Below are 16,842 nucleotides of genomic sequence, written 5' to 3' on the forward strand. Positions count from 1 at the left end.
CGAGTCTGAATCTTCTTCTAGAGCAGTATTGAACCAGATGGAAGCATTCAGCTTGGTAAAATGAGTGAATGAGCATATGGATAACGCTCTACGCGGATAGAGAAACCGCGATGATGTCCTGGAATTGATCCAGAATGTGCCTGATAAGGCATCTTTCGGAAAAGATTCAAAGACCATAAGAATTTCGACCAACGGAGTGTTCGATACACTCTCTCCAAATTTTTTTGCAAATCGAATTGGTGTGAGATGGCTAAGACTCGACGAAACATCACGCAGGTTTTTGTGATTACTGGAGTTCTCTTTGCAACGCTTTCTCAATCGGGATGTGCAAAATCTCCGAGTGAGTTACTCATCGGTCGTTGGTATTCTGGAGAGATGACCATTCGTTTCCGGGAAGACAATGCTGTCATCTGGAACTCCTCTCAAGGGTTAGCCCTGGGACATTTCGAATTTCGCGGGAAGGCAAAACGCGTCAAAGATAGAGAGCTGGTTCCCAATCTGTTCGTTGACGTCATTCGCAACGACGAGCGTCAGAAGTTTCAATTCGAACTCAATTTTATGGGCCAGGATCGAATTCGAATGGAACTGGTCCCCTACGGGGAAAATAATTCTCGGAACAGCACACCTCGCGGGCTCGTTCTTCGACGTGCCAATGACAACACGCTCGGCGGTGGTCCTGCGAAAGTTGCCAGTCGATAGACAAGAAGAGGAAGGTCCTCTGGAGAAGCGAGGAGACATCGAAGCGATCTCGGTGCCAGAGATGATCGCCGGATGACTGGTTTCACTGCTTAGATCACTTTGCTCTACCGTGTCCCCGCGAAGTACGCATTTCTCTAATGAGAACTGACCTTGGGATTGCTCTCTGAAACGCATCCTTTTCTTTTTCGCTTCTCACTTGTTCATATCAGTAAAGCAGCATGCTCAACTGCGTAGGATATCAAAAACCAAGTTGAAAATTACTTTCATTCCTGGTTGAGAGAAGCCTCTCTGTCTCTTCCGATTTGATCAGCAGTTGTTGATAAAAAAGGAAAAAGAGCGAACTTCTTTGATTTCCAGTAACTCCCCCAGCTCTTCGATTGTGACAGACGGGGAGAATTCGTTAAATAGTTGAGAATTGAGTATCTCTCGGAACGAACATTCTGAAGCGGCGCCCTCTCTGTTCCGATGAGTCGACTTGCTCGATAGAATTTCAGGAGTGAAAGATTGTCCGCGCTTCACTCGTCCATCGAAAAATCCAACACCCGATATCCAATGTCTCAAAGAATCAATAATTTCTCAGCTGGTCCTGCCGTTCTTCCAGTCGAAGTGCTCGAAGAAGCTCAAAACAGTCTGCTCGATTTCAATGGGACCGGAATCGGCATCATGGAGCATTCGCACCGAGGGGCTGCTTTCAGCGGAGTGCTGGCTCAGACGATCGCAGATTGTCGGAAACTTGCAGAGATTCCTGACGACTATCAGGTCCTGTTTGTTCAAGGTGGAGCCTCTTCACAGTTCTTCACCCTCCCCATGAATTTTCTCAGCGAGGGGGAGACTGCTGATTACCTCGTGACAGGAGCCTGGTCGAAGAAAGCCGTGGCCCAGGCAAAACGTTTTGGAACAGCTCACGTTGCCAGTACCAGCGAAGACCGCAATTTCTGCTACATCCCGGAGACGGCTGAATACTCTGCGAACCCGAAGTATGTTCATTTCACTTCGAACAACACAATTTTCGGGACTCAGTTCCATAAAGAGCCAGAGACTCCAGACGGCGCACCTTTGATTTGCGATGCAAGTAGTGACATCTTCTGTCGTCCGCTTGATATCAAGAAGTATGGAATGATTTACGCCGGTGCGCAGAAAAACCTGGGCCCATCTGGTGTTACGTTGGTTGTTGTGCACGATGATCTGGTCAAGGCAGGCAAACTCGATATCCCGGAAATGTTGCAATATCGAACTTTCGCTGAGAACGATTCTTGTTACAACACGCCCCCGACATTTGGAATCTATTTCATGGGGCTCGTTTTCAAATGGATCATGAAGCAAGGCGGCCTCAAAGAAATTGAAATCCGTAATCAGCAGAAGTCGGAAGTTCTCTATTCGTACCTCGACAATAGCAACCTGTTCCGCGCCACCGCAGACCGGGGAAGCCGTTCGCTGATGAACGTCACCTTCGTGACCGGTGACGAAACGATTGACAAACGATTCATCGAGCAAGCTACAGCAGCCGGATTCGATGGTCTCAAAGGTCACCGAAGTGTCGGCGGAATGCGAGCGAGTCTTTACAACGCGTTTCCACCTGCAGGGGTGAAGGAACTCGTCGACTTTATGACAGACTTCGAAGCCAAAAACAGCTGATCAGCGATGCCTTTGAATCCGCCTCGAAATTCGAGGCGGATGTTTGATGCAGGCAGTTGCTTGACGCAGAATGTTCGGGAGGCTTCTCTGAGGGAACGCTCCCGAACAATGTTGATACAGATGCCGAGAAGATACTCAGCGCCATCTGTTTACAAGCCATCGGCTTGGCGGAGCGAGAGATCCTTAAAGCAATGCAAGCGTTTGCTCAATCACTAAAAGTTCATTGGGCGTTTGAGATATCTTTTCGCAGCTTCTGAGCGTCTCTTAAGTAGACGTGATTCATTTCCGACTGGTGTTTGTCGCTGTTCAAATGCAGTAGAATGCGAATCACTAAGGGTAAGGCTCCGGGGACTTCGATTTCAGATGCACACAGCAACGGAACGGAGCCCATTCCTAATTCCCTGGCAGCTTCTGCTGGAAACGCGGCGGTTAAATCTGTCGTTGTCGTGAAGATTGCAGAGACGACTTCAGAAAAATCATTGAGCTCATTGCGCGCAATAATTTCTTCAAGCAGTTCACGAGTTGCTGAGAGAATCTCAACTTTCGTGTTCGCTTCGACAGTGATCGCGCCTCTTACGCCTCGTACGGGCATTAGTCTTCCGTTTTTAGAGAATTGGGGTGAAGTGCCCAAGAGTGTAGCGAAACATTAGAGTCACATCATCCGTGAATTCAAAATTTCAGCCGGTATTTGAACTGAGCCCATAACGGTCTCTCTTGAGCAAATCCAAATTTGATTGATACGTCCTTCCTTGAGGCCAGCAAGTCTATTCAGCCATCTTGCGAGGGATGTTCAGTCTTCCCATTGTTGGAAAGGATAGACCGATAGATTGGAATTGTGATACCTCATGTCGCTGGAAACTTCTTCGCCGATCCAGGGAGGCAACTCGAACAGTTCGTCTTCTGAGTCGAGTTCGATTTCGGCCACAATCAGTCCGGAGTTATCACCCAAAAATTCGTCGACTTCCCACGTATGTTTGCCATGCGGAACTCGCCAGCGATACTTCTCAACGATAAAGCCCTCACACAGAAGCAGTAGTTCCTGCGCATCCGGCAGGGGAATCGGATACTCGAATTCCTGCCGTGAGAAGTTTTGCGTTGAGGATTTGATTGTGATCCAGGCATTCTCTCCGGCTACCCGCACGCGAACAGTTCTGCCTGGTTCTCTCGACAGGTATCCCTGTCGATAAAGGATCGGCTCCCCCTGTTGGTACGACTGCAGCACAAGAAACTTACGTTCGATTTCAACTCCCATGTCTGCTTCGCCTATTCTTTCAGGTTTCGAAATCGGGTTTGAGTTGAGTTTGATCTACCCTGTTCCCGTGAAGAACGCGTTTCTCTAGAACTGATCCTGAAACCTGAATTTTCTCCCTCAAACGTTGAGAAAAACAGTGATTCCAGAGGTTTTCGGACTGGCTCTAGTAAAATGCTGTTCGCCACGAGGCAGAATGCGACATTAATATTTAACCGGTTCTATGCCGTTACTCTTTCTGCGACAACAGCTTTTGTTTTTCCTTGAAGTCTGGCAATGAAAAGCGTGGCACGTCCGTGACCTTTGAGAGGAAGTTTCTTTCTCAGTTGGTCGGCATTTGTCGGGACGTGCCGGCATTTGATTTCGACTTCTCCAACAGGATGATCACGGAAGTATTTTCGCATCTCCTTCGCGTTGTTTGGAAGAGTTGCGAGGACACGAAATGGAGTGGCTGCTGGAGTTGAAATGAGTTTGGCACTGGTCAGGTATTCTTCTGCGTCATCAAGACGAGTCAGGCCAATTTGATCTGCAAGTGCGTCGAGTAGTCCAGCGCGAACGATCGCAGGATCGGGATCGTACATGTAATCATTCAGTTCGCCCACACGCGGGTAATGGTCCCAAGGATTTGCTGTCAGTGTGTAGCCAGCGGGGAGAATTGTTGCGGTCCAGTCGCACTCCCCTGCTGCATCGCCATACCAGACGGTTGCCTCTTTGCACTCTCCGTTGAGGCTGATGAGTTCGATCTCGCAGTTCTGAAACTTTCCGCCAAAGTTGCTGGCCGGAGAGAGTTTCATCGCTCCCGCTGGTGTTGATTCAGTAAGTTGTTGCAGGAATTCCAATGGAGGTTCATAGTCTTCCAGTCGGACCGCCCTTTTTTGACTCGATCTTCGATCTGGGTCAATGTGAATCCAATGCCCACCGAGGTCCAGGCTGCGTACGTCACAGGCTTCTGTTGTGATTCGATCCTGAACGCCATAAATCGCAGCGTTGAGCATTGTGCGTATTCCGGCGACAGGCAACTCGTCGACACTGTGAACGTTCTTCCCGACTGACGCCATCGCGATGGAGTCCGAGCCGATCCCGGAACAGAGGTCGTAGATTGGCGATGTTGCGTGTTGAAAACGCTTCGCTTTGTGATTTGCCACCGCTTCAGGAGTCGATTGTTCGAGCCCTTTTCGGTCGAACCACATCTGGTCTCCCTTTGAAAATTTATCCTTGGCTTTTGACCTCAACTCACAAAGTGTCAGAGCTGCTCGGACGAGTTCAGCGGGATATTTCTCACGCAGAGATTGTTGCCGTTTGAATTCCGATTCATCAGAAGACTCGATTGCGGCGAACAGTTCCGGATGTTTTTGTAGCTGGAGAAGTATTTCAGATTCAGGATCTTGCAACGTCACGGCAATGATTTCAGCGTTGAAGGTGGTGATGGAATTGGGCGATGAATGATTCGAAAAAGAGTAGTGAAAGAGAAAGCCTCCTCCCTGTGAAAGAGAGGAGGCTTTTTTGTGGTTTGTTAGATCTTGAATTCAGGCTTGGCTCGGAAGCCGCTCCGAGGCCTGTAAGCCTGCTCATCAATCACCACGGAATTCCGTTCGGTTAAAATGAGCCACTAATTGACTGAGTTTCTCCAAGGGAAGCTGGCGATCAGAGCAAGTTCTCGGGTTGGAACTTTGCGGCTGCCTGCTGAATATTGAAAACCGTACATGTTGACAATTCCGGAGTTGAGCTCACCGATGTAAATGCAACCATTCGCAGGGGGGACAGTTCCACTCGATTGAAACTGTGCACGTGCAGAAACCATGACGTACTGGGCATTATCGGTGACTCGGAAATCAGCTGTCAGATTTCGAGCGTATGTTTGAGTAAATGTATTTGATTGTGCGTTGTGCCCAGCTCCTAACAAACGACCGGTCAGGTTATCGAGAATAAAGACGGCTTCGCTTTGTCCTGCAAGAGTTGGGACTGTACACATTGAGAATTTTTCGTTCCCCATCGCGGTGTCCGCGTAGGCTGGCTCTTGCGGGCAGTAATAGGCAATCGCCATTCCTAACAGAGTTCCGGCCGCCAGCCAGAATGTCTTTTTCTCCGTCATTTTTTCTTTCACGAGCGAATCTCCTGTTTGATTGTAGACACCTGAATACACAGTCTTATCAGTTTATTGAAAACGATCTCTGTTGAACGTCATCAACAGTGCTCTTCCATTGATCATACAAGTCTACAGAGATCAAGACCAGTTGCATGACCACCGATCGTTCATAAAAAACTTGTAACTCTTTTTGATCAAAAATGTTATCACGATCCTCATTGAGCTACTGTTGTCGATTGAGTTCTTCGATTTCAGCTTGACTGAGCAAGCGACCGTTGGCCCCTTTCCGCTGATCGTTGACGGGAACGTTTTCTGGAAAGATGAGTTGAAAGCGACTCTTGGGCAGCTTGGCGTTCACAATCCAGTTCGAGAAAGTTCCAACGTATCCGTCGGAAAACTCTTTCGGAGCATCGTTCTTTTTGACGAGAAATGAATACTTGCGGTACTTCAGCGGGAGCCAAACCCCCGGTGAAATTTCCTCATGGTTTGACCCAGCCCAAATGGCGTATTCTATCCATTCCTTTTCTGCTTGTTGCTTCATCAAGTAGGCCGTTTTAACCAGCGTGCCACGTTGCATGTCGAAGAGGATCCGGCGATTCCAAAACCATCCACCACGTTCAATTGCTTCTCCTTCGATCTTGAGAACTTCGCGACCCTGATATTCCTCCCGTCCAACGACCTTGTACTCTCTTTTCTCCAGAATCTGGAGCAGGCTTTCCCGTCCACCAAGAACAGTGAACTCCGTTGGCAGCATGCTGTAGTAAGAGGGATGGTCTGCGACTTCTCCAGAGAAGATTCTCGCCAGGTCACGGCTGAGGTATTCGAGAGATCTTGAGTACGTTCCGTCAAAAGCGAGTTCTACTTTGAAGGGATTTGTCGTGGCGGAATTTGCCATGAAACGAAGCGTCTCGCCGGTGGCGATGTAATGTTTTTTTCCGTCTGCTGTAATCGTCCACTGGCACTCACGGTCCATCTCGTAAATCTCGTCTCCCCCCTGAAGGTCTCGTTGACGGCAAACGGCCTTCTCGTTGACTTGAAGGTTTTGTATGAGCGATTCAGTTTGCTGAATCCGTCTCTTGACCGCTTCGATATTGGGGAGGCTTTCCCCGGCCTGCAGTGCAGAGGAAAGAATGAGAGCAATGAGCAGGCTGCATTTTCGAACTTGCTGCAGCGAGTCTAAAACCATCGGTTGCTTCACTTTTTGTGTCAGATCACTTTTGGACAGTCGTACCATATTCTTTTACACCGGAGTTTCTTAAGCATTGCTTCGGTTTATTTTGCTTCGTTCATGTCATCCAGAATCTTGGTGATTAAGTTGGGAACGTAAGACTTGCCTCGTGCGGGAACCCAGTCCCCATTTCGCGGTAGAGCTTCGATTTCTTTTTTGATCGGTACTGCTCGATCGTCCATGAAGTCGATCGCGTTCAACGCCAGCATGGCAACGTACTGCCCATGGTTTTCCGGGTTGGCACATTCAATCAATCTGTCGAGAGCGAGTTTGACATCCTGTTTGTCGCCGTAGCGACCTAAGGCTTCGGCAGCAATCACTCGGACACTTTGTGAGTCATCGCTTTTCACGGCTTTTCGTAAAGATGCCTGACCTTCTGATGTCCCGCGTTCTTCTCGCATCAAAAGCCCCATCGCCGCCCAGTAGCGAATGGTTGAGTTTTCATTGTTGAGCATCTCAATCAGAAACGGAATCTGTTCCAAGTCATTTGAGGCAGCGATGGCTGCGACATGTTGAATCTGCTTGAGAGGATAAATCTCCGGGCCTGAGTGACCGATCTCGTAGGGAGTCATGTCTGGGAATTTATTATGTAGTTCATCTTCAGGCAGGAAGCCAACATCGCGAACTCTCATCACCCATTTTTCGTGTTCACTACGTAGTTCATTCAGTACGTTCTGATGATCCGCTGAATTGACTAGATTATTGACTTCATCAGGATCAGTCTGGAGATCGTACAACTCTTCGTATGGTTTGGTTTTCCAGAAGAGGCTCTGAGCGTCGGTCAGTTCTCCGGCATCGTAGAGTTCTTTCCAGACCCGAGTTGTCGGGGTTACGAACATGTACTGAATGTATTGTCCGTAAACTTTGTGTGGCATGTAGTTCCGAATATACACATATCGTTTGTTTCGCGTGGTTCGAACCAGGTCGTAACGTTCATCCATCCGCCCGCGAAATCCGAATCCGTATTCCTGTGCCGGTTCTTCGAACTTGCCGAGAAAAGCATGCCCCTGCATATGCTTTGGAGGCTTTGCACCTGCAAGACTGATGACGGTTTGAGCATAGTCGATGAACCCGACAATGCGATCAGTTTTTCCGCCGGGCATGTACTCCTCGGGGGCGAGGTCTTTGAATTTCTCAGGGAGGTGAATGATCAGTGGGACCCGCAAGCCAGAGTCGTAAGGCCAGCGTTTGTGCCGGGGCATTCCGGAGCCGTGGTCTCCGTAGAAGAAGACGATTGTATCGTCCGCCAGTCCCTGTGCTTTGAGTTGATCAAGCTGTTGGCCGAACCATTTGTCCATCTTGGTGATGTTGTCGTAATATTGAGCCCAGTCCTGCCGAACTTCCGGTGTGTCGGGATGATGTGCCGGAATGCGAACGCCGGCAGGGTCATGAATCTGTTTGTGTGGTCGCGTCCGAATTTTTGATTCGTGGGTGTTTGTCTGATTGATGACCGCCATGAACGGCTGCTTCTGTTTCAGCTGTTTCCAAATCTGCTTTTTGTTGACATCATCCCAGACTTTCCCGACCTTCTGTAAGTTGTAATCTTCCTTGCCCGGATTCACACAGAAGTAACCCGCTTCACGCATGTAGACCGGATACATTTTGAACTGCTCTGGCAGCGAGGCCAGACTTCTCATGTGTTCAGAACCTGTGCTGGGCGGATACATCCCAGAGATTAAAGTTGTTCGAGCGGGAGCGCAGACAGGAGCGGTGGACCAGGCATTGAGATAGGTCAAGCTGCGATTCGCAAATTCGTCCAGCTTGGGGGTGTCCGCATAGTCGTCTCCATAGCATCCTAAATGAGGGCCGATATCCTCAGCCGTGAGCCAAAGGATGTTAGGTTGATCAGCTGCAGGCAAAAGCGAGCAGAAGAGACCGATGAACAGGAATGCAAATACGGTGGACGATCGGGACATTGGCTTTCACCAGAACAGGTTGTAAACGGCTCACGCGATCCAGTGCTGGTCCCAGTATTGGACTCTGTACAGCCCAGCACGAATGGTTCATTTGCAAAATATGATGAGCAATTTTGTGAACGTTGAGTCAGAAAACGTTCTGGCATCATGAATGTGAAAGAGGTTCTTCGCAAGTGAATGCGACGAATTCAGCCTTTTCAATCCTGCTGGAGACGCTCGCTCACAACTTAAGTGAGGGCATGCTTCTCTCAAAGAAACGGTTCTCTTTCGGACATCTGTCGAATTGGCGTTCAGGTTCTGCAAAGTGGCGAACAGCAATGTTTTTAGAACTGATTCTGAAACCTGAATTTGCGCTCTTGAACACTGAGAAAAGTGACCATCGAAGAGGTTTTCGGACTGGCTCTAAAAAACATGGAAGCCTGCGAAGCCGTTTCCAGAACATCTTCAGAGCATCCGGCAGGTGAATTTTAACGTTTCTTTGTTGAGTGACGTCCTTCGTTGAGCACTTTCTCTGGAACTGTTTTTAGATTCCACACAACCCCGAACCACGAAAGAACTTTCAGGACGTTGTAAGTCATGTCGATTTCCCACCAGTAAAATCCCTGTCGGGCAGAATTCTGATAATAATGGTGGTTGTTGTGCCAGCCTTCTCCCCAAGTCACCAATGCAATCCAGAGATTATTTCGACTATCGTCGCCGGTTTCGAATCGCTGGGTTCCGATCAGATGTGCCAGCGAATTCACGAAGTAGGTGATGTGGTAAAGCGAGATCGTTGAGAGTAAGAACCCCCAGACAAGCATTTGCCATGGGCCTGTTCCTAAAGCTGGCCATTGAGTCTGCAAGATTGCTCCCAGTGCATACATCGACAGCGCCATGAAAATTGCAGGGAGTAGATGATACCGTTCCAGCCAGCGGAGTTCGGGGAACTTCATCCAGTCTTTGACGACACGTTCGTCAGTCTCGGCGTTCTCGTGAGTGAGGAACCACAGCAGGTGACTCCACCAGAATCCGTGCTGGCGAGGAGAGTGGACATCCGCTGGTTTGTCAGATCGGCGATGATGATGCCGGTGGTGAGCAGCCCACCAGACAGGGCCACGCTGGGCTGCACTGCATCCAATGAACCCACCAAGAAACTGAACAAACCGGGACGTCTGGAATGCTTTGTGGGAGAAATAGCGATGGTAAAAGCCTGTGAGCGCGAAGACTCGCAGGTATAAAGCCAGAAAAAAGACGAGCACTGCAACTGGGCTCACACCAACCCAGAAGACCGAGAAGCAGAGTAAATGCAAGAAGAAGTACGGGACCGCAGTCCCCCAGTCGATATTTGATAGACCAACGACCGCTGCAGGTTCTGCGGACTTCGACTGTGACCTCTCTTGGTCGAGAGCGGCAGACTCTGTGGGGCTCATATACGAACTCATTTCGTAGCAATACATTCCAGGAGCATTTGCGTGCTTTCTGTGTCCTGGAACCACTAATCTGTTCTCGGGACAACATCGACGATTTTGATTCGGGATGTTACTGTATTTGCGATCTCACAGCATTGTCGAAACTATCAAAAGTGTCGAACAGAGATGAAAACCTTGAACAGTCTCCACGGTTTCGAAAGCTGATCCGATCAGCAAAGACTGTTCAATGCAGCACTGAGGGTTGAAGGCCTCTCTGAAAGTTGCTGATTCTACACTGTAAGCGTCATTAAAATCGCTTGATAGCTCCGACGGAAATGGCGTGAGTCACTGCTCCGTGTCTGGCGTTGTTGAAGTCTCCGCCGACGAGTTGACTGTTTGTGACATGGACATCTTTTCCAATTGTCAGCATGTAAGCGAGGTCGATTTCAACACCATGGAAGACGAATCCGTAGCCTGTGGAAAGTCCATGTTCGGTGATCGCTTGAATGAGTGGAGTGATGGTCGTTCTGGGAATCGGATTTCGATGGTACACATACCCAAATCGCAGAGTTTGGGAGCCACCAAGATCGATCTCATGCCCCAGGCGAATTGAGACGGTGTCGCTCCAGTTGAGCGGCAATGTTTCATTCACTTCGGGATAGCCGGGTGTTTCGGGGCCGTTCAAGGCAATATTCAAATCTTTGAATGCACTCGACCAGTCGAACCAGATGACATCTGCCGAGAACGTTCCGCGACGAGTCAACTGATGTTTCACACCAAGCCCGAATGAGCGAGGCCATGTGATTTTAATATCGGCGTCATATCGACTGGAGCCCATCGTCGGAATGGCGACGTGTGCGCGGCCATCCAGTTTGAAATCGCTTTCGCTTTGGTAGGTCAATCCGAAAGTTGTTGCATCGCTGAGCTTGTATTGCATCCCTGCTGACCAGACGAGAGTGGCACCGGTTCCTTGCAGATCAAGCAGTGTTGGTGTTCTCTGGAGTGGCCCCGGACTTTGCAGGAAGTAGGGAGATTCCACTTCCACGTGACTGATTCCGACTCCCAAAGTTCCACCAAAACTAAAACGATCATTGGGAGCGTAAGCGAGACCCGGAAGAATCTTTGTGAGTGATCCAAATGAATCGTAACTTTGCGGCCCCAGGAACGGGAACGAACCATTCATTCGATAGGACTCAGAGAATCCGGCTGGGGTGAAAACCCCGAGTCCGTAAGCCCAGTGACCATCGGCACTCTTGCGGATCATGGAGATTTGCGGAAGTGGTGTTCCGATCGAACTACTGGCTGTGCGAGTGTTCTGTTCATCCTGATACTCGAAGTCTGTGATCAGAATATCGACGCCGACTTCGTTCAGCCAATGCCCTTTGATATTGGTCATTGCTGCCGGGTTGTCGAACAGGATCGCCCCGTTGTCGCTGTGACCAATGTTCGTTCCACCACGTCCGATTGATCGGGGTGAAACTCCATTCAGAAATAATCCGTCGGCGTGAACTTGACTGGAAGCTGAGATGATCAACAGCGTCACGAGAAGAGATTTGTGACGGCTCATTAATAGGTCTCCTTGCCTGTAAGCCCGGCTTTGTGAATTCCGCAGGATCATTGAATCGTATTGATACTGCTCAATTCGGACGCTAATGAGCATCGCGACATAGAATCCGCACATTCCGATGTTGATCTTTGGATGTGAAACGCCAATCAGCACTGTGGTTCCGGTTATTCTGATTTTGTCGGCGTGTGGCCAATATCACTCCTGGCTCAAAACGCAATTCTCAAACGTGTGTATATGTTCACGAAAGCAGAATTTGAACTTTCGTAATCACGTCAGGCCAGATAATCCGATCTTTGCTTTCAAAATTGAGGTAAGTTTTCTGTAAACAAGAAGTTTGGCTGGATCGAAGTGCTACGGTTTCAATGTGGAGTTGGGAAGATTTTTTGAGAGCTGATCCTGAAGCCAGAATTTGCTCTCTCAAACATCGAGAAAAGCGATGATCCCGGAGGTTTCCGGACTGGTTCTAACCAGCCTCACACACACTGAAGTACGTTTATGCTTGAAAAGAGTCTGTCGAAAATGTCTCACCAAACATTTCAGTTTGAGCAGTTGTCTGAGAAGTGCCTGGGAAATCAGGAACTTGTACAGGAGATCCTTGTTCGGTTTCAGGCCTCACTGTCGCAGGTTGTCCGCGAGATTGAAGAGGCCGTAAAACGTAATCGGCAGGCACAGGTCAAGGAACTCGCACATCACTTGAAGGGCGAGGCAGGCACGATGTGTGCGACGGAAATCAGTTCGCTGGCTTCTCAGGTTTATGATGCAGCTGATGTTCCAGCCAATGGGCAACTCCCGCAGCTGGTTTCAAGGCTGTCAGAAGAAGCTTCCAATTTTCATCGAATCGTCAATGAATATCTCACGGTCGAGATTCATTAGAGATTTTCGAGAAACGAAATCACCACTCCCCCCCTCACTGGTGTTTGACTAACTGGATACAAAGTCGTGCAGATCCTTGTCGCAGATGACGACACTATTACAGCAGAAGTGGTCGCTCATGCGCTGAGAAAATTCGGCTATGAGGTCACTGTTGTCCACAATGGGCTCGATGCGAATGAACTCCTGCGTACTGGTCGATACAAGATCCTGATTTCCGACTGGCAAATGCCCGGAATGACCGGTTTGGAGTTATGCGAAGAGATTCGCAGTCGCCGGTCAGGTGGGTACATCTATGTGATTCTTCTGACATCACATGGCGGAATCGACAATGTCGTTTGTGGGTTGGAAGCTGGAGCAGATGACTTTCTGACCAAGCCTTTTGACCCTACAGAGCTTCTCGTTCGAGTGAGAGTCGGCGAACGTGTGCTCAACCTGGAAAGTCGCGAATTGATGATCTTCGCACTTGCGAAGCTCGCTGAATCACGAGACCGGGAGACCGGGGCTCACTTGGAGCGAATGCGCGAGTACGCCCGGGTTCTGGCAGATGAACTGACGAAACAAGATGAGTTTTGTAATGTCATCGACGGGGAATACGTGAACCTGATTTATCTTACGACGCCTCTTCATGACATTGGGAAAGTGGCGATTCCGGATCATATCTTATTGAAAGAAGGTTCGCTGACTGAGACTGAGTTTGAGATCATGAAGACCCACACTTTGCTGGGGGCTCAGACTCTTCGGGAAGTCTCACAGCACAGTCCCTGTGCAGGCTTTCTGCAAATGGCAACTGATATTGCGATTTCTCATCATGAGAGATTCGACGGAACTGGCTACCCGTACGGCATTAGTGGCGAAGAGATTCCATTGTGTGGTCGAATTACTGCCGTGGCTGATGTGTATGACGCTTTGACGAGCAAACGCGTGTACAAAGAAGCTTACTCTCACCGTCTGGCAAAGAAGATTATTCTAGAGGGAGCCGGAGCTGCTTTTGACTCTCGGATTGTCGAAGCCTTTCTTCAGCGAGAAGCGGACTTCATCTCGATTCAGGAAACGTTGGGGGATCACGCCGATGTGCTTGATTCTCATGAATTCGAGGCTTACGAGACTCACAAATCTTAGATTGAGTTTTCGATTGCAAAATTGGGGGCAACTGTTCACTCTGTTCACTGTTTGAATCATCAATCAGTAAATCGAGCAGGTCAACAGAAGTCTCATGAACGCATTGCGTGCCGAATACCGAATTCATCATCCCGAGAAAATCTTAAGTCCAGGATTTGTCGTTTTTCGCGAGCTTGTTGAGCACAACCTCAACACAATGATCGAGATTGCCGGTGATGTGGGGCGCCTGAGGCCTCATTGCAAGACTCATAAAATGCCTGAGTTGACGAAACTGCAACTCGCAGCTGGGATTACGAAGCAGAAGGCAGCGACTTTCGCAGAGTCGGAAATGTTGGCAGATGTAGGCGTCAAGGACATTTTTCTCGCCTACAATCTTGTTGGCCCAAACATCGCACGCGGAGTCAATTTTCGGACGAAGTATCCCGATGTCCGCTTTGCTGTCACTGCAGATGATCCTGCTAGTATCACCCAGCTTGGTGAAGCCATGACCGCATCTGGGACAGAGATTGATGTCCTGCTTGACGTCAATCCCGGTCGAGACCGAACTGGCCGTCCCGTAGGAGATGAGGCGTACGAACTCTACAAGCAACTGGCAGAAACACCGGGAATCAATCCAGCCGGGTTCCATTTATATGATGGACATTTGCATGATTCAGAATTGAAAGATCGTCAGGCAGCTGTCGAAGAATACTGGGCTCTGATTTCGGCATTCAAAGACCGCCTCGAAGCTGATGGCTATCCGGTTCCAAAAATTGTCTGTGGGGGAACTCCAACATTTCAGGCATATGCACCGATGACCGACCCCGTCATTGAGCTCAGCCCGGGGACTTGTACGTTTCATGATGTCGGGTATGACGCGGCTTATCCGGATCTGCAAGTCTTCACGCCTGCCGCAGCAGTCTTGACCCGCGTGATCAGTCGGCCAACAGAAAATCGAGTCACCTTTGATGTCGGGACAAAAGGAGTTGCGTCTGACCCACCGATGGGACAACGCGTCTACCTTCCAGAACTTCCTAAAGGTAAGCAGGTTCTACAGAATGAAGAACATCTCGTAATTGAAAGCGACGATGCTGGAAAATTTCAGCCTGGTGACTGGACACTCGCATTCCCGCGACACGTCTGTCCAACGTCGGCTTTATACAAAGAGGCGACAGTCATTGCTGATGGAGAAATTGTGGGCCACTGGGAAGTTGTTGCCCGTGATCGGTGCATCACGATTTGAGGTTCGCTGCCAGAACTTTCGTTCTGTTATTTGCCGACCAGTCGCAGAATTGTCGTAGAAATGTTGCGGGAAATTCGGAGATCATTGGCAGGTGGGGGGCGTTCCTCGCTTCAGGTCCTCATTGCAGGTTAAGTCTTCACAGTACTTTTGCCCGGTGAGTTAAGTCACCGGGGAAGTTTAACGACCACCCAAAATACAGTCACATCACTGCAGGGATGTGACTGCAGGGAGTATGGTTGTAGCGTGTATGGCTGTAGACCAACCGTGAGCATGCGATCGATTCGCTGACATCCCTGAAAGAAAATCAGAGGTCAGAACGCCAGAAAGAAAAGTTCACGATGAGCTGTGAGACTCGATCACATTTTTTTTCGGTAGACAGTTGAGGTGTCCACTTTCTCGAATCCTGCAGTGGAGATTGCTTGAAGTGCCGTTGGATGATCCTGTGCAACGTGCACTTCTGCACGTGTTGTGAAGTTCGACTTCAGTTGCCTGAGCGCCTCAACAACAAGCAGAGTTGCGTATCCCTTTCCGCGGTGACTCGGCTCGACGTATACATCGACCAGCCCAACAACACGCTCTCCCCAACGCTGGATAAAGTGGTCCAGGTTGACGGCAGTCAGTGAAGCAATCTTTACTTTCGTCTTTTTGTTGACCACCGTGTAGAGCATCGAATCAATGTTTCCGAAGTGTGTCAGCCACCAGTAGCTGGGATCTTCGGGCTGATCAGCGATTTGTAACTCAGTGATCCTTCTGAGCTTCATGATCTTGAGGTTCATCGGATCACGAGTCGAAGTCAGATCCCGTTGGAAGACATCGGTGTTTTCAATCGGTTCGTAACCGACGCTTTTCAGAAAAGGGTCTGCCATCTTGTCTGATTGTAGGAATCCTGAGCATCGAGCTCCTCCGTAGAGACCGAAGTAGAAGGGGTCGCAGTATCTGGACTGCCCTGCCTGAATCGATGTCGCCCCATGCTTCAACAAGTACTCTTCACCAAGTTGGATGAGCTGCTTTCCAATTCCCTTTCTCTGATTTTGCTGTGAAACAACCAGCCAGCAGATGACTCCTTTTGTCTTATCGAGTGAGTTCAAATCGTCAGAGAAACCAAAGCCTGCATGAACAAAGCCTGCGATCTTTCCATCTTCTTCAGCAATGATCAATCCTTCAGGATCAAAGTAGGGAAGACCATAGACAGCCAATTCGAACGCGTGAATTGATTCCGGCTTTGCCGCGCCGCGGCCGAGTTCCGCTTGTCGACATAGCGAGAACAATTGTGGCGGATCATCGTTCCTGAATGTGCGAAATCGCATTAGAGGATCACCTCAAAATGAAACCCTGTTTCAGGATGAGGTTGCGCGAACGCGAACTTTCGTTGAGAAGGTCGCTTCATCAAATTTCTTATTTGATGTGGAGTGATCTTCTCGGAACGGCGAGATGGATAGGAAGCTTCTACTCGCCGTTCGACCCTGTTGGGAGCCAGGAGTCGGCACAGCATTTGAACTCGCCTCACTTGTTTTTGAAACCGAATTGTCACCGGTTGGATTCTTTGTCTTTCAGAGTCATGGATATTCTGGAATGATTTCTGATTTCCCCTCCCAGTCTGGCCTGTCAGTCAGGGATGTGTCTCAAATTGAGAAGTTTGAATCGGGGCAAATCAGCCGAGTTGATTCAGTCTAAATTTTCCAAAAGTGAAGTTGCGTTATCGCCTGCGACACATCCTCTTTTCCCTATCACCGTTTCAGGAATTGATGCTGGTGATGGGGAATTTTGTACGCAACTGTCGTCAACGATCAATACGAATTTTGTCTACCAACAATTCCTGTTCGATCTGGTCCGTCAAATGTGTCCCACTTGAGTGCCCAA

General features: G+C 49.1%; 14 protein-coding genes. 5 read left to right on the forward strand and 9 right to left on the reverse strand.

The features are described 5' to 3' along the window. Positions 1–246: 246 nt before the first annotated feature. Both Mal48_RS09255 and serC read left to right on the forward strand, forming a co-directional pair. On the forward strand, positions 247–699 hold the full coding sequence (locus Mal48_RS09255; RefSeq protein WP_145198262.1) for a hypothetical protein: 453 nt from the start codon (positions 247–249) through the stop codon (positions 697–699). Between the two features lie 504 nt (positions 700–1,203). Further along, positions 1,204–2,334 (forward strand): 3-phosphoserine/phosphohydroxythreonine transaminase, encoded by a 1,131-nt coding sequence (gene serC, locus Mal48_RS09260; protein WP_231739969.1) that lies wholly within the window; start codon positions 1,204–1,206, stop codon positions 2,332–2,334. A gap of 220 nt (positions 2,335–2,554) precedes the next feature. Here the strand turns inward: serC and aroH are convergent, their stop codons facing one another. The 8 genes from aroH to Mal48_RS09300 form a co-directional block, all read right to left on the reverse strand. Next, positions 2,555–2,926: a chorismate mutase gene (gene aroH / locus Mal48_RS09265; protein WP_145198266.1), complete on the reverse strand. Its 372-nt coding sequence runs from the start codon at positions 2,924–2,926 to the stop codon at positions 2,555–2,557. A 198-nt stretch (positions 2,927–3,124) separates the two neighbouring features. Next, positions 3,125–3,586: a CYTH domain-containing protein gene (locus Mal48_RS09270; protein WP_145198268.1), complete on the reverse strand. Its 462-nt coding sequence runs from the start codon at positions 3,584–3,586 to the stop codon at positions 3,125–3,127. Between the two features lie 218 nt (positions 3,587–3,804). Then, positions 3,805–4,980 (reverse strand): class I SAM-dependent methyltransferase, encoded by a 1,176-nt coding sequence (locus Mal48_RS09275; RefSeq protein WP_145198270.1) that lies wholly within the window; start codon positions 4,978–4,980, stop codon positions 3,805–3,807. A gap of 212 nt (positions 4,981–5,192) precedes the next feature. After that, the gene (locus Mal48_RS09280; protein WP_145198272.1) at positions 5,193–5,687 is read right to left on the reverse strand and encodes a hypothetical protein; all 495 of its coding nucleotides are present in this window, start codon (positions 5,685–5,687) and stop codon (positions 5,193–5,195) included. 205 nt (positions 5,688–5,892) lie between these two features. Further along, positions 5,893–6,903, reverse strand: a complete 1,011-nt coding sequence (locus Mal48_RS09285) for a LolA-like protein (RefSeq protein WP_145198274.1) — start codon at positions 6,901–6,903, stop codon at positions 5,893–5,895. Between the two features lie 38 nt (positions 6,904–6,941). After that, the gene (locus tag Mal48_RS09290) at positions 6,942–8,813 is read right to left on the reverse strand and encodes a sulfatase-like hydrolase/transferase (protein ID WP_145198276.1); all 1,872 of its coding nucleotides are present in this window, start codon (positions 8,811–8,813) and stop codon (positions 6,942–6,944) included. A 467-nt stretch (positions 8,814–9,280) separates the two neighbouring features. Next, positions 9,281–10,222: an acyl-CoA desaturase gene (locus Mal48_RS09295; RefSeq protein WP_145198278.1), complete on the reverse strand. Its 942-nt coding sequence runs from the start codon at positions 10,220–10,222 to the stop codon at positions 9,281–9,283. Between the two features lie 286 nt (positions 10,223–10,508). Further along, on the reverse strand, positions 10,509–11,921 hold the full coding sequence (locus Mal48_RS09300) for an OmpP1/FadL family transporter (RefSeq protein ID WP_145198280.1): 1,413 nt from the start codon (positions 11,919–11,921) through the stop codon (positions 10,509–10,511). A 366-nt stretch (positions 11,922–12,287) separates the two neighbouring features. On the opposite strand from Mal48_RS09300, the gene Mal48_RS09305 reads away from it, so the two are divergent. The 3 genes from Mal48_RS09305 (at position 12,288) to Mal48_RS09315 (ending at position 14,982) form a co-directional block, all read left to right on the forward strand. Next, positions 12,288–12,641, forward strand: a complete 354-nt coding sequence (locus Mal48_RS09305; protein ID WP_197442198.1) for an Hpt domain-containing protein — start codon at positions 12,288–12,290, stop codon at positions 12,639–12,641. 66 nt (positions 12,642–12,707) lie between these two features. Beyond that, the gene (locus Mal48_RS09310; RefSeq protein ID WP_145198284.1) at positions 12,708–13,760 is read left to right on the forward strand and encodes an HD domain-containing phosphohydrolase; all 1,053 of its coding nucleotides are present in this window, start codon (positions 12,708–12,710) and stop codon (positions 13,758–13,760) included. Between the two features lie 94 nt (positions 13,761–13,854). Next, positions 13,855–14,982 carry a D-TA family PLP-dependent enzyme gene (locus tag Mal48_RS09315; protein ID WP_145198286.1) on the forward strand — a complete coding sequence of 376 codons (1,128 nt, stop codon included), beginning with the start codon at positions 13,855–13,857 and terminating at the stop codon, positions 14,980–14,982. Between the two features lie 356 nt (positions 14,983–15,338). Here the strand turns inward: Mal48_RS09315 and Mal48_RS09320 are convergent, their stop codons facing one another. Then, positions 15,339–16,289, reverse strand: coding sequence for a GNAT family N-acetyltransferase (locus tag Mal48_RS09320; RefSeq protein WP_145198288.1), 951 nt, complete (start codon positions 16,287–16,289; stop codon positions 15,339–15,341). Between the last annotated feature and the right edge of the window lie 553 nt (positions 16,290–16,842).

The sequence above is a fragment of the Thalassoglobus polymorphus genome, from assembly GCF_007744255.1.
GTDB classification, from domain to species: domain Bacteria; phylum Planctomycetota; class Planctomycetia; order Planctomycetales; family Planctomycetaceae; genus Thalassoglobus; species Thalassoglobus polymorphus.

Bases quoted from the DNA above. Each gene is read 5' to 3' on its own strand.
- Mal48_RS09255 (WP_145198262.1), top strand. From the start codon at position 247: ATGGCTAAGACTCGACGAAACATCACGCAGGTTTTTGTGATTACTGGA.
- aroH (WP_145198266.1), bottom strand. From the start codon at position 2,926: ATGCCCGTACGAGGCGTAAGAGGCGCGATCACTGTCGAAGCGAACACG.
- Mal48_RS09270 (WP_145198268.1), bottom strand. From the start codon at position 3,586: ATGGGAGTTGAAATCGAACGTAAGTTTCTTGTGCTGCAGTCGTACCAA.
- Mal48_RS09285 (WP_145198274.1), bottom strand. From the start codon at position 6,903: ATGGTACGACTGTCCAAAAGTGATCTGACACAAAAAGTGAAGCAACCG.
- Mal48_RS09290 (WP_145198276.1), bottom strand. From the start codon at position 8,813: ATGTCCCGATCGTCCACCGTATTTGCATTCCTGTTCATCGGTCTCTTC.
- Mal48_RS09295 (WP_145198278.1), bottom strand. From the start codon at position 10,222: ATGAGCCCCACAGAGTCTGCCGCTCTCGACCAAGAGAGGTCACAGTCG.
- Mal48_RS09305 (WP_197442198.1), top strand. From the start codon at position 12,288: ATGTCTCACCAAACATTTCAGTTTGAGCAGTTGTCTGAGAAGTGCCTG.
- Mal48_RS09315 (WP_145198286.1), top strand. From the start codon at position 13,855: ATGAACGCATTGCGTGCCGAATACCGAATTCATCATCCCGAGAAAATC.
- Mal48_RS09320 (WP_145198288.1), bottom strand. From the start codon at position 16,289: ATGCGATTTCGCACATTCAGGAACGATGATCCGCCACAATTGTTCTCG.